Origin of the sequence: Stenotrophomonas sp. T8 (assembly GCF_051853085.1) — a bacterium.
Lineage (GTDB): Bacteria > Pseudomonadota > Gammaproteobacteria > Xanthomonadales > Xanthomonadaceae > Stenotrophomonas > Stenotrophomonas sepilia.
Genome location: NZ_CP195329.1, coordinates 3,036,970 through 3,050,248, shown reverse-complemented (window position 1 = coordinate 3,050,248; position 13,279 = coordinate 3,036,970). Strand labels below are relative to the sequence as shown.

Genomic DNA, 13,279 nt, shown 5'->3' with positions numbered 1-13,279 from the left:
AGCGGCCGGCACTACCGTGCTTCCGGCCCCGGAATGCAACCATTTACCGCATAATCACGGTATGACCGACGACCGCATCATCGGCGCCGGCGCCACCCGCGAGGATGACGCCGCCGACGCCAGCATCCGCCCCAAGCGCCTGGCCGACTATCTCGGCCAGGCCCCGGTGCGCGAGCAGATGGAGATCTACATCGAAGCGGCCAAGGGGCGCGGCGACGCGCTCGACCACGTGCTGATCTTCGGGCCGCCCGGCCTGGGCAAGACCACGCTCAGCCACGTCATCGCCAACGAACTGGGCGTGGCCCTGCGGGTGACCTCCGGCCCGGTGATCGAGAAGGCCGGCGACCTGGCCGCGCTGCTGACCAACCTGCAGCCGCACGACGTGTTGTTCGTGGATGAGATCCACCGCCTGTCGCCGGTGGTCGAGGAAGTGCTGTACCCGGCGATGGAAGACTTCCAGATCGACATCATGATCGGTGAGGGCCCCGCGGCCCGTTCGATCAAGATCGACCTGCCGCCGTTCACCCTGATCGGTGCCACCACCCGCGCCGGCCTGCTGACCGCGCCGCTGCGCGACCGCTTCGGCATCGTCCAGCGGCTGGAGTTCTACAGCGTCGAGGAGCTGACCCGGATCGTGCGCCGCTCGGCCACCATTCTCGGCATCGACTGCACCGCCGACGGCGCCGGCGAGATCGCGCGGCGCGCGCGCGGCACCCCGCGTATCGCCAACCGCCTGCTGCGCCGCGTGCGCGACTACGCGCAGGTGAAGGCGGGCGGCCACATCGACGAGGCCGTGGCGCAGGCCGCGATGAAGATGCTCAAGGTTGATCCGGAAGGCTTCGACGAGCTCGACCGGCGCCTGCTCAAGACCCTGGTCGACTACTTCGATGGCGGCCCGGTCGGCATCGAGTCGCTGGCCGCGGCGCTGTCCGAGGAGCGCGGCACGCTGGAAGACGTGGTCGAGCCGTACCTGATCCAGCAGGGCTTCCTGGTGCGCACCGCGCGCGGCCGCATGGCCACCCACAAGGCCTACCGGCACATGGGCCTGAAGCCGAAGAACCCGCCGCAGGATCTGTTCGCGGAGGTTCCCGATGTCGGTTGAGCCACTATTCAGTTGGCCGACACGCATTTACTGGGAAGATACCGACGCAGGCGGCGTGGTCTACCACGCCCGCTACGTGGCCTTCATGGAACGGGCCCGGACCGAATGGATGCGTGCGCTCGGCTACGGCCAGGAGCGCATGCGCGCCGAGCATGGGATGGTCTTCGCGGTGCGCTCGATGCAGATGGATTTCATCAAGCCGGCACGGCTGGATGACACCCTGCAGGTGAGCGCCCGCCTGGTCCAGCTGAAGAAGGCCAGCATGGTCTTCGACCAGCAGATCCTGCGCGACGGCGAGCTGCTGCTGTCGGCCCGGGTCCGCATCGCCGCACTGGAAGCGGCCAGTTTCCGCCCGCGTGGCATGGACGAGGCCGTCCTTGCCATGCTGCAACCCCACCTCCACCCCGAATCCGAACACTGAGGAACAACGGATGATCGCAACGCTCCTGGCCCTGCAGGCCACGGTCACCGAGGCACTGCCGGCCGACGTCAGCAACGCCGCGACACAGACCCTTGCCCAGGCCACCACCGGCGGCGGCATCAACTACCTCGAACTGATGGCCAAGGCCAGCCTGCCGGTGAAGATCATCGTGCTGCTGCTGCTGGTCGGCTCGTTCGTCAGCTGGGTGATCATTTTCCGCAAGGCCCGCGTGTTCAAGCAGGCCACCCGCGAAGCTGACGAGTTCGAGAACCGCTTCTGGTCCGGCGCCGACCTGGGCAAGCTGTACAGCGCCGCCACCGACCGCAGCCGCAGCGTGACCGGCCTGGAAGCCATCTTCGAAGCTGGTTTCCGCGAGTACACCCGCCTGCGCGACAAGCGCCGCCTGGATGGCCGTGCGCAGCTGGAAGGCGCGCAGCGTGCCATGCGCACCACCTACACCCGCGAAGTGGACCAGCTTGAGCGCAACCTGGAACTGCTGGCCAACATCGGTTCGACTGCCCCGTACGTGGGCCTGGTCGGTACCGTGTTCGGCATCATGGTGACCATGCACGACATGATCAGCAGCGGTGCGCAGGCCGGTATCGCCGCCGTCGCGCCAGGCATCTCCGAAGCCCTGTTCGCCACCGCCATCGGCCTGTTCGTGGCGATCCCGGCGGTGTGGGCCTACAACCGCTTCACCACCCGCGTGGAGCGCATGTCGGTGCGGTTCGAGACCTTCGCCGAAGAGTTCAGCTCCATCCTGCAGCGCCAGAGCGCTGGCGACGAGTAAGCGCCTGACCCGGGAGTCCAAGCCATGTCCGCTGCCATCGGTCGCCGCAAGCGCCGCAAGCTGAAATCGGAAATCAACGTCGTTCCCTACATCGACGTCATGCTGGTGCTGCTGATCATCTTCATGGTCACCGCGCCGCTGCTCACCCTGAGCTTCGACGTCGACCTGCCGCAATCCAACGCCAAGGCGCTGGAAAGCAAGCAGGACCCGGTGATCGTCTCGGTGCGCCAGGACGGCCAGCTCAGCCTGAAGCTGCCCGACGCCAAGGAGCCGACCGCCGTGTCGGCCGAGGAACTGGAAGGCCGCCTGGCCGGCATCGCCGCCCAGGACAAGGGCGTGCGCGTGATCGTCGCCGCCGACCGTGCCGTGGCCTATGAAAAGGTCATCGCCGCGATGGATGTGATCAAGCGCGCCAAGGTAGACAAGGTAGGCCTGGCCACCGATGCACGCTGACGCCCTGCCACCTCCGCAGCAGCGCGAACCCGGCTGGGGCCTGCCCCTGGCGCTGGCGTTGCTGGTGCACCTGCTGGTCGCGCTGGTCTTCATCGTGGCCTGGTTCTGGTCGCCCGAGCGCAACACCGACGCCGCCGCCGGTGATCCGTCGGTGGAGGCCAGCCTGGCGCTGTCCGCGTCCGAAGCATCCGCCGCCCGCCAGGCCCTGCGCCAGTCCGAAAAGCTGGAGGACCTGCCGCCGCCGGTGGCCGAGCCGGTTCCGGTGCCGGAAGACACCATTCCGCCGCCACAGCCGATTCCCGAGCCGCGCCCACAGGACGCCCCCACGCCGCAGCAGCAACAGGCACAGGAGCGTGTCGCGCAGCCGGATACCAAGGACCAGGAAGCGGTCAGCGCGTTGGCCATCTCGCAGGAGAAGGCCAGGCAGGAGCAGGAAGCCAAGCGCCGCCAGGAGCAGATCGACCTGACCGAACGCAAGCGCCAGGAAGAGGCCGAGCAGAAGCTGCGCCTGGCCAAGCAGCAGGAAGAAGACGCGAAGAAGAAGCTGGCCGATCAGGCGCGTCAGGCCGCGGACAAGGCCGAGGCCGAGAAGCAGAAGAAGATCGCCGAGATCCGTGCCCGCCGCGAACAGGCCGAAAAGGAAGCCAAGCTGGCTGAGCAGAAGCTGCGCCAGGTCGCCGCCGCCCGCAATGCCGCGGGCAGTGCCGCCGCCGGTTCCAGCGGTGCGTCCCAGCCGGCCGCCGGTGGTGGTGGCAACAGCGATGATCTTTCGGCCAAGTACGCCGCGGCGATCCAGGCCAAGGTGCTGTCGCAGTGGGTGCGGCCGGACACGGTGCCGCTGGGCCAGCGCTGCCAGATCACCATCACCCAGATTCCGGGTGGCACGGTGATGCAGGCCAAGGTCAGCCCGAACTGCCCGTACGACGAGGCCGGCAAGCGTTCGATCGAGGCCGCCGTGCTCAACGCGCAGCCGCTGCCGTACCGTGGCTTCGAGTCGGTGTTCGCACGCACGCTCAACTTCACGTTTACTGCCCAGGATCGCTGAGGCGGCGGGCCAGCGGGGGGCTTTCGGGCCACCCGCGCCCACGGTTGTCGCGCTTGCCTCTGGTGTGCTCGGTTTCGACCGGGCAGGCTGTGGGCTGCTGTCGAACACCGTCCTCCGGGGCGGCGTGACCAGGGCAGACGGTGCGATGTTAGCCACGACGTTAACGGTGCGTGAGAAGACGGGCTGGAACTGACCCGGAATTCACGTACCCTTGGTTCATGATTGCGAAGCGGTTCACTCCCGCTTTGTTATCCCTCGTTCCGGTTTCCCCTTATTGAGCGCTCCATGAAAAAGATGCCTCGCTGGCTTGCCGTGTTTGCGGCCCTGTTGCTGCCCTTTGCTGCTGTCGCGCAGCAGAAGGGGCTGGATATCGACATCATCGGCGGCAATGCCTCCGCGCTGCCGATCACCATCGTGCCGATGCCCTATCAGGGTTCGTCGGCCGCTCCGCAGACCGACGTCGCCGGCGTGGTCCGTGCCGATCTGGAGCGTTCGGGCCAGTTCCGCACGCTGCCGGAAGCGCAGATCGTCGAGAAGCCCGTGCGGGGGGGGGATATCCAGTTCGCGACCTGGCGCGCGCTGAAGCAGAACTACATCGTGGTCGGCCGCGTGCTTGATGCTGGTGCGGGTGCCTACCGCGTCGAGTACGAACTGTTCGACGTGCCCAAGGGCGAGCGCCTGCTGGGCCTGGCGATGACCGCCCGTGGCAACGCCATGCGCGACGTTGCCCACCAGATGGCCGACGCCATCTACGAAAAGATCACCGGTGTGCGCGGCGCCTTCTGGACCCGCATCGCCTACGTGACCGCCAGTGGCAAGGGCGACGCCATGCGCTACGCGCTGATGGTGGCCGATTCCGATGGCTTCAACCCGCAGACCATCGTGCGCTCGGCCGAGCCGCTGCTGTCGCCCTCGTGGAGCCCGGATGGCAGCAAGCTGGCCTACGTCAGCTTCGAGCGTGGCAATTCGGCCATCTACATCCAGAACATCGGCACCGGTGCGCGCGAGCTGGTCACCAGCTTCCGCGGCATCAACAGCGCCCCGGCGTTCTCGCCGGACGGCCGCAAGCTGGCCCTGACCCTGTCGCGCTCCGGTAACCCGGAAATCTACGTGATGGACCTGGGTAGCAAGCAGCTGACCCAGCTGACCAACCACTTCGCCATTGATACCGAGCCGACCTGGGCACCGGACGGCAGCGCGGTGTACTTCACCTCCGATCGCGGCGGCCGTCCGCAGGTCTACAAGGTCGGTGCCGGTGGCGGCAGCGCCGAGCGCGTCACCTTCCAGGGCAACTACAATGCCAAGCCCTCGGTGTCCTACGATGGCAAGAAGATCGCCGTCGCCCAGGGCTCGGGCAACAGCTACAAGATCGCGATGATGGACAGCTCGCTGGGGTCGCCCCGCTGGAGCACGCTGTCCCCGGGTTCGCTGGATGAATCTCCGAGCTTTGCGCCCAACGCAAGCATGGTGCTGTACGCCGCCCGCGAAGGTGGCCGTGGTGTGTTGTATGCCGTTTCGGCCGATGCGCGGGTTCGCCAGCGCCTGGTCCTGGCCGACGGTGATGTGCGCGAACCGGCATGGTCCCCATACCGTACCCAGCGCTAAAAGAGTGTTAATATTTTCGTTGTCTTGAACCCCTCATCGGCTTAGGAGCCACAAAGGTATCGCCATGAACAAGTCCACCCGCGTTCTGCTTGTTTCCCTGCTGTCTGTGGCCGTCCTGGCCGGTTGCTCGAAGAAGGTGAAGGAAGAGCCGGCAGCCCCGGTCGACACCGGCACCTCGACCACCACCCCGACCGGTCCGTCGACCTCCGGCCTGTACGGCCCGGGCGACCTGGACACCGACGCCTGCCTGCGCCAGCGCGTTGTCTACTTCGACCTGGACAAGGAAGACGTGAAGCCGGAATTCCAGGCCATCATGGCGTGCCACGCCAAGTACCTGCGTGACCGTCCGTCCTCGCGCATCACCCTGCAGGGCCACACCGACGAGCGCGGTTCGCGCGCGTACAACCAGGCCCTGGGTGAGCGTCGTGGCAACGGCGTCAGCTCGGCCCTGCAGGCCAACGGTGGTTCGGCTTCGCAGCTGACCGTCGTGTCCTACGGTGAAGAGCGTCCGGTCTGCACCGAGTCGAACGAGTCGTGCTGGTCGCAGAACCGTCGCGTCGAAATCGTCTACACCGCGCAGTAATCCATGCGCATTGGCATCAAACTGATGCTGGTCGTTGCGGCAGCCCTCGTGGCTGCCGCACCGGCGCACGCACAGCGACAGAGCCTGGCTGACCGTGTCGGCGCGCTCGAGCAGCAGATGTACAACAACAGTGCCAACCAGGACCTGTTGAACCAGATCAATCAGCTGCGGCAGCAGGTCACCAGCCTGCAGGCCTCGATCGAGCAGTTGCAGCATGACAACGCCCAGCTCAAGCAGTCCGCCCAGGACCAGTACCTGGATCTGGACAGCCGCCTGAACCGGTTGGAAGGGGGCAACGCCGCCCCGGCCCTGCCGCCCGTTCCGGCGAGCGCGCCGAAGGCCGCACCGGCCCCGGCAAAGCCCGCAGCGGCGGCCACTTCCGAGCGGCCGCCTTCCGTCCATGGTGATGCTGGCAGCCTTGCCGCCACCGGCGACGAGCGCACCTCCTACAACGTTGCCTTCGATGCGTTGAAGGCCGGCAGGTACGACGATTCAGCACAGCTGTTCCTGAGCTTCCTGGAGTTGTACCCGAACGGCGTCTACGCGCCGAACGCGCTGTACTGGCTGGGCGAGAGCTACTACGCCACCCGCAATTTCCCGATGGCCGAGACCCAGTTCCGAGAGCTGCTCTCGCGCTATCCGACCCACGACAAGGCCGCGGGCGGCCTGCTCAAGATCGGCCTCTCGCAGTACGGCGAGGGAAAGGTCGACCAGGCCCAGCAGACGCTGGAGACCGTCGTGGCGCAGTACCCCGGTTCGGACGCCGCGCGCACCGCGCAGGACCGCCTGCAGTCCATCCGCCTGGGCAGGCAGATCCGCTGATCCGCTGAGCGGGCGTACAATAGGTGCCCTGTAGAGCCGAGCCCACGCTCGGCTGCTTTCGTTTCCGGACCAGCAAACCCGTCCGGTTGCTGTTGTAGAGCCGAGCCATGCTCGGCTGTTTTCGTTACCGGCCACGGTAGCCCACCCGCCACGTGTCCCACCAAGAAGTACCCGCCATGACCGCCGTTACCCCGTCAAACGCCGTCGCCACCCCCAGCGACATCGTGCAGTCGCCGCTGCCGCGCCTGAAGATCACCGAGATCTTCACCTCGCTGCAAGGCGAGGCCGATACCGCCGGCTGGCCGACCGTGTTCGTGCGCCTGACCGGCTGCCCGCTGCGCTGCCAGTACTGCGACACCGCCTATGCCTTCCACGGCGGCACCTGGTGGGACATCGACGACATCGTGGCCGAGGTGCTGGCCCAGGGCGTCCGCCACGTCTGCGTGACCGGCGGCGAGCCGCTGGCGCAGAAGCGCTGCCTGGTGCTGCTGCAGAAGCTGTGCGATGCGGGCATGGATGTCTCGCTGGAAACCTCCGGCGCGCTGGATGTCAGTGCAGTGGACCCGCGCGTGTCGCGCGTGGTCGACATCAAGACGCCGGGCTCGGCCGAAGCCGTCCGCAATCGCCTGGAAAACCTGCCGCTGCTGACCGTCCGCGACCAGATCAAGTTCGTCATCTGCAACCGCGAGGACTACGACTGGGCCAAGGCCATGGTCGCCGAGCACGGCCTGGTGGAGCGTTGCACCGTGTTCTTCTCGCCGAGCAAGGGCGAGATCAGCGCGCGGCAGTTGGCCGACTGGATCGTCGAAGACCGGCTGCCGGTGCGCTTCCAGATGCAGTTGCATAAAATCCTGTGGAACGACGAGCCGGGCCGATGAGCCGGCGCAGCGTTCCCTGATGTAGCTCCGGCGCGGGACAGCGTGCTGGCTTTCCCCTCCCAACCGGAAGATTTCCCATGAAGAAGGCAGTCGTGCTTCTCTCCGGCGGCATGGATTCAGCCGCCGTCATCGCCATGGCCCAGGAACAGGGCTTCGCCGTGCACGCCCTGAGCGTGCGCTACGGCCAGCGCCACACCTCCGAACTGGACGCCGCCGCCCGCGTGGCCAAGGCCCAGGGCGTGGTCGCGCACAAGACCGTGGACGTGGACCTGCGCAGCATCGGTGGCTCGGCGCTGACCGATGACATCGACGTACCGGAGGCGGGCGGTGCCGGCATTCCGGTCACCTACGTGCCGGCGCGCAATACCATCATGCTGTCGCTGGCGCTGGGCTGGGCCGAAGTGCTCGGTGCCAATGACATCTTCTGCGGCGTCAACGCCGTCGACTACTCCGGCTACCCGGACTGCCGCCCCGAGTTCGTGGCCGCGTTCCAGGCGCTGGCCAACCTGGCCACAAAGTCGGGCGTGGAAGGCGCCGGCATCAAGGTGCATGCCCCGCTGCAGTTCCTCAGCAAGGGCCAGATCGTCAGCGAAGGCGTGCGCCTGGGCGTGGACTTCGGCCTGACCGTGTCCTGCTACAACGCCGACGCCAACGGCGCTGCCTGTGGCCACTGCGACGCCTGCCGCCTGCGCGCGCAGGGTTTCGCCGAAGCCGGCGTGCCCGACCCCACGCGGTACGCCTGACCGCGCCTGGTAGAGCCGGCCGCTGGCCGGCTTCCCCGGTGGGGCAATCACTCCCTCGGTGGGTGCCAACCGTTGGTCCGCACTCCTTGACCTAGCGGGCCTGCAACCATCCCGATGCCTCGATGAAGGCCCGCACCGCAGCCGGATCGGCATAGTCCAACTCGATCATCTGCGCGACAGCAGTCCTCTCGTCGGTCTGCCGGCGCATGTACTCCTGCGCAATGCGGTAGCCGGCGTAGTAGCCCAGGTCACTCACCCCGAACGGATTGCGCGCGCTGTTGTACAGCCAGTTGTCCAGGTTGTCCCCGTGCATCTCCGCACGGAAGCGCGCGCGGATTTCCGCTTCGTGCGCTGGCCCATAGGTGTACAGCGGCAACGCCGGGCGGCGCCCGCTGATGCGCTCTGCCACGTATTCGGCCACGCCTTCGCGTACCGCGTACTGGGCCAGGCTGCCGGTGGTCTCGCGCTGCTGGGTATGCACGTATTCGTGCAGGTTGTTCTGCGCGTTGTTCGCACCGGGGCGGCTGTCGTAGAAGATCCGCAGGCGGCTGCGCATCGGCTCGGGCAGCTCGCTCACGTCCACGCGCTCATCGCCGAGCGCCATCTCCGCGCCGATCAATACCTTGTTGCCCAGCGTGGTGCCGCCTGTGCGCAGCACGCCCACTGCATAGGTGATGGTGGCTGGACGCAGTGCCGGGTAGAGCGCCCGGAACGCAGTCAGGTCGCGCTCCAGCGTGGCGCTGGCGAGCTGTGCGTTGGCGGTGAGCGGCCGCACCGACGTCCAGAAGCGCGGCCACGCCCACATGGCCTCGGCGTATTCGCGGGCAGTGTAGTGGCGCACCTGCATCAGCGCATGCAAGCCGGGGCTGCCCGGATCGATGTAGCGCTGCTGGACCAGCGCCACCCGGCGTTCGCCATCGGGCTCGGCGCGCACCGCATCATAGGTGGCCCAGAAGCGGGCGATGTCGTCAGTGACGACCTGGGATGGGGCGGCCAGGGCTGCGCAGGGCAGCAGGGCGGCAAGCAGGCTGGCGATCAGGCGCATCCATGGCTCCGGGGAAGGATCACAGATGGGATGCGCCAGTGGCCCGAAAGGTTTAAGCCCACTGGTAGTGCCGGCCGCTGGCCGGCAACTTCGACACACCGGGGTTTCACGCGACCGGCCAAAGTAGGGTAGAATGCCCACCCTGCCGAAAGGCTGGGGCAGTGCAATGGGCCGTTAGCTCAGTCGGTAGAGCAGAAGACTTTTAATCTTTTGGTCGAAGGTTCGAATCCTTCACGGCCCACCATTGCGATCAATGACCCAAGTCATTCAAAAAGGCACCGCTCAGCGGTGCCTTTTGTGTTGTTGCCCGCAAAATGCCTATTTCGCTTTGGCGCCGCGCGCCCGCGCCGCCTCGTGTTCGGCGGCTGCCTGCGCGGCGACCGCTGCGGCGTTGGCGGCAGCATTCGCAGAGCGTTCCGCTGTCGCACGATCCGCATCGAACCGCGCCTGCCGCTGGGCGCTGTAGGCGCGTTCCAGTTCCAGCGAGGCAAGGAAACTGTCTGGATGCTTCGCCGCACACGCCCGCTGTACCAGTTGCACAGCATGATCGGACAGCCCGGGCTGGATATTGCCCAGCAGGCAATCGGCATACGGTACGGACGCAGCGGGGCCAGCAGCCAGCGCGGCAACGATCACGACATTCAACACGCAAACCTCCTTGTAGGTTTCGATGGGACCCGGTACCGGCCGGTCCGGCCCCAGTATGGCCCGGTTTGCAGTACAGGGTGAGGCTACTCCGGCCGCACGTCCCGGCACACCAGCTCGGCCAGACTGCGGCAGGCAAAGAACAGCCCTTCAACCACGCCGGCATCCAGATGCCGGTCCGGCGTGGCCATTGCTCGGCAGCGGTCGGCGGCGTGCAGCATTTCCGCCACGGTCAGCATGCCAATGGCGGCTCGTTCCACCCGCGACAGGGCAACCCCGCGCCCTGCAGATAGGCTGGTTTCAGGCCAGGGCAGGCCATCGGCGCCTTCGCCCGCGCGGATGCGTTTGAGGCAGCCAGAAACGTGCTCAGTTCGGGCGCAGGGTTGTCGTCGTCATCGTGGGTGCTGGCGGCGTATGAAGCATAGGGCGGACGGTCGGTCATCTCGGCTTCCTCAGTTCTGGAGTGGGCGTGCCACCGCGCAGGGCGGGTGGCAGGCGATGCGTGGCTGCAAGCCGGAATGACATCACGTAGTAACCGGCGGGTCCGAAGACCCCCACGCACCGCCCGCCATGAAGGCCGACGGATCACCCGCCGGCACGGTCCAAAGACAGTGTCGGCGGGTGAGCGCAAACAACAGCGTGAATGTCATTACGGGCTTGCAGGCCCGCTGCCACCCGTTGTCGGTGGCGCAGTATGGTGTTTACGCCTGCGCCTGGAGCTCAATGAGGATTTTCCGAAGAACGATGCGGAATCCAGGCGCGCGACGATGGTGGCGCAGGCCGCGCCGACGCAGCAAGCGACAGGGCGCGACGCATGTGCTCATGCGCTCGGTCGGTCGCGTTGGACAATGTCGGTAACTGCCGCTGACGGCACGTTTGCCGTGGTGGGGAACGTGGAAAGTGCGCGCCACGTTTGCCAGCCGTGGTGGTGCGGAACAGCGGGTCACGCACTCAAAAATCGGTGCATCTGCGACGTCCAAGGTGTTGTAGAGCCGAGCCATGCTCGGCTGCGGTTTGCGCGGTGGGCTGAGCCGAGCGTGGGCTCGGCTCTACAGTGATCCGTCCCATCCGCGACGGTTGAACTGTTGTAGAGCCGAGCCATGCTCGGCTGCGATTCGCATGGGAAACCGAGCCGTACCCGGTTGCGCGCGGGGAGGTCATCCCCCGCATGGCATGGATCTATGCATCTGGCAGGGATGCTGAGCGTGCAGAAGCCGCCAATGCCTGCCGCTGGGCGCTATGCTCGGCCTCTTTCCCAGGACGGGTCACCCCATGCGCTTGATCATGCTGTCGCTGTTGTTGTCCGCCGTCTCCGTCGCGCCGTTGATGGCCGCCGAACCGGCGCCGTCCGTACAATCAGCGGCCGCAACCCCGCTGGTGATCGGCGAGACCTTCACCGTTGAGTCGAAGGCGCTGGGCGAGACCCGCCGCATCAACGTCTACCGCCCGCAGCCGTGGGGCCTGGACCCGAAAACACCGCTGCCGGTGATCTACATGCCCGACGGCGGCATCGATGAGGACTTCCTGCACGTGGCAGGACTGGTGCAGGTGCTGAGCGGCAATGGCAGCATGCGCCCGTTCCTGCTGGTCGGCATCGAGAACACCGAGCGCCGTCGCGACATGACCGGCCCCAGCAGCGATCCGCAGGACCAGAAGATCGCGCCGCGCATTGGGGGTTCCGCGGCCTACCGCACGTTTCTGCGCGATGAACTGATGCCGCAGGTACGCCAGCGCTACCCGACCACCGACGAGCGCGCGCTGATCGGTGAGTCGCTGGCCGGCCTGTTCGTGGTTGAGACGCTGCTGCAGGAACCGGCGCTGTTCAACAGCTACATCGCGCTGGATCCCAGCCTGTGGTGGAACCGCGGCGCGATGCTGGCCGGAGTGGCCAAGCAGTTGCCTGCGGTGACGCGTGCGCAGCCGCACGTATTCCTGGCCAGCAGCGGGCAGCCGGAGCTGGCCGCCTCTGCCGCACGACTAGCCGCATTGCTGCAGCACGCCTCGCCGTCGCCGCTGGTGAAGTACCTGCCACTGCCGGAGGAAACCCACGCGACCCTCTATCACCCGGCCGCAATGCAGGCGCTGCGCACGCTGTTCCCGGCACCACCGCCGGCCTCGCCCTGACCGCACTGGCACCGGGCTGCACGCCATGCAGGGATGCGGCAGCGGTGCCATGCGGTGCGCCGCCCGCAATGGGAGAGTGTGGATGCAGCGTGTGCGTGGATGGAGTATGGCGGCCTGCCTGGCCATGAGTAGCTGTGCGATGTCGGTGGCGCCACCGGCAACGCAGAATGAAGCGAAAGAAAGCGCGGCCACCGCTGTGCCGGGCGTGGTGCTGCCGGATACCGAAGCGCTGCGCGTGCACGATCCGGTGGGCCGCGATTATCCGATCTGGGTAGCACTGCCGGCTGACTACGCGGCGCATCCAGAGAGGCGCTATCCGGTGCTGTATGTGACCGATGCGCTGTACACCTTCCCGCTGGTGCGCAGCGTGCGCAACATGGTGGGGCAGAAGGGCGTGAACCTCGAGGATTTCATCCTGGTCGGGCTGTCGCCGCAGGAAGGCCTGACGTCCAAGCAGAGCCGCTCGCGCGATTACACGCCCAGCGATCCGGCGCGCACCGATCCGCGTGACTACAGCGACGACGTCAGCTACGGCGGCGCGGCGCACTACCGTGATTTCCTCGCTGAGCAGGTGCTGCCGATGATCGATGCGCGCTACCGCACTGATCCGGCGCGGCGCGCCTATGCCGGTCATTCCTATGGTGGCTTGTTCGGTGCCTACGTGCTGACCACGCGCCCAGACATGTTCCGCACCTACATCCTGTCAAGCCCGTCGCTGTGGTTCGACAACCATCGGGTGCCGCGCATGCAGGCCGAGGCCAAGGCGCCCACGCAGCCGACCACGGTGGTGCTGTCGATCGGCAGCTTCGAAACGGTGAAGCCGGAGCCGCGCTATTTCACCCGCAACGACATGCTGCGCCACAACGCCGAATTCGCCGAGCAGCTGCGCGCCAACGGGCGCTCGTTGACGGTGGACAACATGGTGATCGATGACCAGGATCACTTCACCGTGTATCCGGACATGATCACCCGCGCGCTGCTGAAGGTGTTCCCGGGTACCGGACCGTACAGCAGCGGTTGATT

The 13,279-nt window shown here is 66.8% G+C and carries 15 protein-coding genes and 1 tRNA gene; 13 read left to right on the top strand and 3 right to left on the bottom strand.

Annotated features, from left to right (window positions below; translation table 11 throughout):
- The first annotated feature begins 61 nt into the window (after positions 1–61).
- The 10 genes from ruvB (at position 62) to queC (ending at position 8,442) form a co-directional block, all read left to right on the top strand.
- Positions 62–1,102 (top strand): Holliday junction branch migration DNA helicase RuvB, encoded by a 1,041-nt coding sequence (gene ruvB / locus ACSDHM_RS14235; protein ID WP_005418515.1) that lies wholly within the window; start codon positions 62–64, stop codon positions 1,100–1,102.
- Positions 1,092–1,523, top strand: a complete 432-nt coding sequence (gene ybgC / locus ACSDHM_RS14230; protein ID WP_049413323.1) for a tol-pal system-associated acyl-CoA thioesterase — start codon at positions 1,092–1,094, stop codon at positions 1,521–1,523. Before ruvB ends, ybgC begins: the two co-directional genes overlap by 11 nt.
- 10 nt (positions 1,524–1,533) lie before the next feature.
- On the top strand, positions 1,534–2,313 hold the full coding sequence (tolQ, locus tag ACSDHM_RS14225; protein WP_005410752.1) for a protein TolQ: 780 nt from the start codon (positions 1,534–1,536) through the stop codon (positions 2,311–2,313).
- 24 nt (positions 2,314–2,337) lie between these two features.
- Positions 2,338–2,766, top strand: coding sequence for a protein TolR (gene tolR, locus ACSDHM_RS14220; RefSeq protein WP_005410751.1), 429 nt, complete (start codon positions 2,338–2,340; stop codon positions 2,764–2,766).
- Positions 2,756–3,811 carry a cell envelope integrity protein TolA gene (tolA, locus tag ACSDHM_RS14215; protein ID WP_069139342.1) on the top strand — a complete coding sequence of 352 codons (1,056 nt, stop codon included), beginning with the start codon at positions 2,756–2,758 and terminating at the stop codon, positions 3,809–3,811. The genes tolR and tolA overlap by 11 nt, the downstream gene beginning before the upstream one ends.
- Before the next feature lie 285 nt (positions 3,812–4,096).
- On the top strand, positions 4,097–5,416 hold the full coding sequence (gene tolB, locus ACSDHM_RS14210; RefSeq protein ID WP_005418511.1) for a Tol-Pal system beta propeller repeat protein TolB: 1,320 nt from the start codon (positions 4,097–4,099) through the stop codon (positions 5,414–5,416).
- Positions 5,417–5,480: 64 nt separating this feature from the next.
- Positions 5,481–5,999: a peptidoglycan-associated lipoprotein Pal gene (gene pal / locus ACSDHM_RS14205; protein ID WP_005418510.1), complete on the top strand. Its 519-nt coding sequence runs from the start codon at positions 5,481–5,483 to the stop codon at positions 5,997–5,999.
- Positions 6,000–6,002: 3 nt separating this feature from the next.
- Positions 6,003–6,821 (top strand): tol-pal system protein YbgF, encoded by an 819-nt coding sequence (gene ybgF, locus ACSDHM_RS14200; protein ID WP_053499377.1) that lies wholly within the window; start codon positions 6,003–6,005, stop codon positions 6,819–6,821.
- Between the two features lie 176 nt (positions 6,822–6,997).
- Positions 6,998–7,699, top strand: coding sequence for a 7-carboxy-7-deazaguanine synthase QueE (gene queE, locus ACSDHM_RS14195; protein ID WP_072167671.1), 702 nt, complete (start codon positions 6,998–7,000; stop codon positions 7,697–7,699).
- A 77-nt stretch (positions 7,700–7,776) separates the two neighbouring features.
- Complete coding sequence (gene queC, locus ACSDHM_RS14190; RefSeq protein WP_061480332.1) at positions 7,777–8,442, top strand: 7-cyano-7-deazaguanine synthase QueC; 666 nt, start codon at positions 7,777–7,779, stop codon at positions 8,440–8,442.
- Positions 8,443–8,533: 91 nt separating this feature from the next.
- Here the strand turns inward: queC and ACSDHM_RS14185 are convergent, their stop codons facing one another.
- Complete coding sequence (locus ACSDHM_RS14185) at positions 8,534–9,487, bottom strand: DUF2268 domain-containing putative Zn-dependent protease (RefSeq protein ID WP_252744913.1); 954 nt, start codon at positions 9,485–9,487, stop codon at positions 8,534–8,536.
- A gap of 168 nt (positions 9,488–9,655) precedes the next feature.
- Here ACSDHM_RS14185 and ACSDHM_RS14180 point away from each other — a divergent pair.
- A tRNA-Lys gene (locus ACSDHM_RS14180) sits at positions 9,656–9,731 on the top strand.
- Positions 9,732–9,805: 74 nt separating this feature from the next.
- On the opposite strand, the gene ACSDHM_RS14175 is transcribed toward ACSDHM_RS14180, so the two are convergent.
- Together ACSDHM_RS14175 and ACSDHM_RS14170 are read right to left on the bottom strand one after the other, a co-directional pair.
- Positions 9,806–10,135, bottom strand: coding sequence for a hypothetical protein (locus ACSDHM_RS14175; protein ID WP_252745503.1), 330 nt, complete (start codon positions 10,133–10,135; stop codon positions 9,806–9,808).
- A gap of 83 nt (positions 10,136–10,218) precedes the next feature.
- Complete coding sequence (locus tag ACSDHM_RS14170; protein ID WP_227838078.1) at positions 10,219–10,371, bottom strand: hypothetical protein; 153 nt, start codon at positions 10,369–10,371, stop codon at positions 10,219–10,221.
- 1,033 nt (positions 10,372–11,404) lie between these two features.
- On the opposite strand from ACSDHM_RS14170, the gene ACSDHM_RS14165 reads away from it, so the two are divergent.
- Together ACSDHM_RS14165 and ACSDHM_RS14160 are read left to right on the top strand one after the other, a co-directional pair.
- Entirely contained in the window at positions 11,405–12,256 is an 852-nt protein-coding gene (locus tag ACSDHM_RS14165) for an alpha/beta hydrolase (RefSeq protein WP_072167674.1), read from the top strand.
- Between the two features lie 82 nt (positions 12,257–12,338).
- Entirely contained in the window at positions 12,339–13,277 is a 939-nt protein-coding gene (locus ACSDHM_RS14160; protein ID WP_439426338.1) for an alpha/beta hydrolase, read from the top strand.
- Positions 13,278–13,279 lie beyond the last annotated feature (2 nt).

What these genes read in the sequence shown, in the direction of transcription:
- ruvB (WP_005418515.1), top strand. Translation starts at nt 62, where the DNA reads ATGACCGACGACCGCATCATCGGCGCCGGCGCCACCCGCGAGGATGAC.
- ybgC (WP_049413323.1), top strand. Translation starts at nt 1,092, where the DNA reads ATGTCGGTTGAGCCACTATTCAGTTGGCCGACACGCATTTACTGGGAA.
- tolQ (WP_005410752.1), top strand. Translation starts at nt 1,534, where the DNA reads ATGATCGCAACGCTCCTGGCCCTGCAGGCCACGGTCACCGAGGCACTG.
- tolR (WP_005410751.1), top strand. Translation starts at nt 2,338, where the DNA reads ATGTCCGCTGCCATCGGTCGCCGCAAGCGCCGCAAGCTGAAATCGGAA.
- tolA (WP_069139342.1), top strand. Translation starts at nt 2,756, where the DNA reads ATGCACGCTGACGCCCTGCCACCTCCGCAGCAGCGCGAACCCGGCTGG.
- tolB (WP_005418511.1), top strand. Translation starts at nt 4,097, where the DNA reads ATGAAAAAGATGCCTCGCTGGCTTGCCGTGTTTGCGGCCCTGTTGCTG.
- pal (WP_005418510.1), top strand. Translation starts at nt 5,481, where the DNA reads ATGAACAAGTCCACCCGCGTTCTGCTTGTTTCCCTGCTGTCTGTGGCC.
- ybgF (WP_053499377.1), top strand. Translation starts at nt 6,003, where the DNA reads ATGCGCATTGGCATCAAACTGATGCTGGTCGTTGCGGCAGCCCTCGTG.
- queE (WP_072167671.1), top strand. Translation starts at nt 6,998, where the DNA reads ATGACCGCCGTTACCCCGTCAAACGCCGTCGCCACCCCCAGCGACATC.
- queC (WP_061480332.1), top strand. Translation starts at nt 7,777, where the DNA reads ATGAAGAAGGCAGTCGTGCTTCTCTCCGGCGGCATGGATTCAGCCGCC.
- ACSDHM_RS14185 (WP_252744913.1), bottom strand. Translation starts at nt 9,487, where the DNA reads ATGCGCCTGATCGCCAGCCTGCTTGCCGCCCTGCTGCCCTGCGCAGCC.
- ACSDHM_RS14170 (WP_227838078.1), bottom strand. Translation starts at nt 10,371, where the DNA reads ATGCTGACCGTGGCGGAAATGCTGCACGCCGCCGACCGCTGCCGAGCA.
- ACSDHM_RS14165 (WP_072167674.1), top strand. Translation starts at nt 11,405, where the DNA reads ATGCGCTTGATCATGCTGTCGCTGTTGTTGTCCGCCGTCTCCGTCGCG.
- ACSDHM_RS14160 (WP_439426338.1), top strand. Translation starts at nt 12,339, where the DNA reads ATGCAGCGTGTGCGTGGATGGAGTATGGCGGCCTGCCTGGCCATGAGT.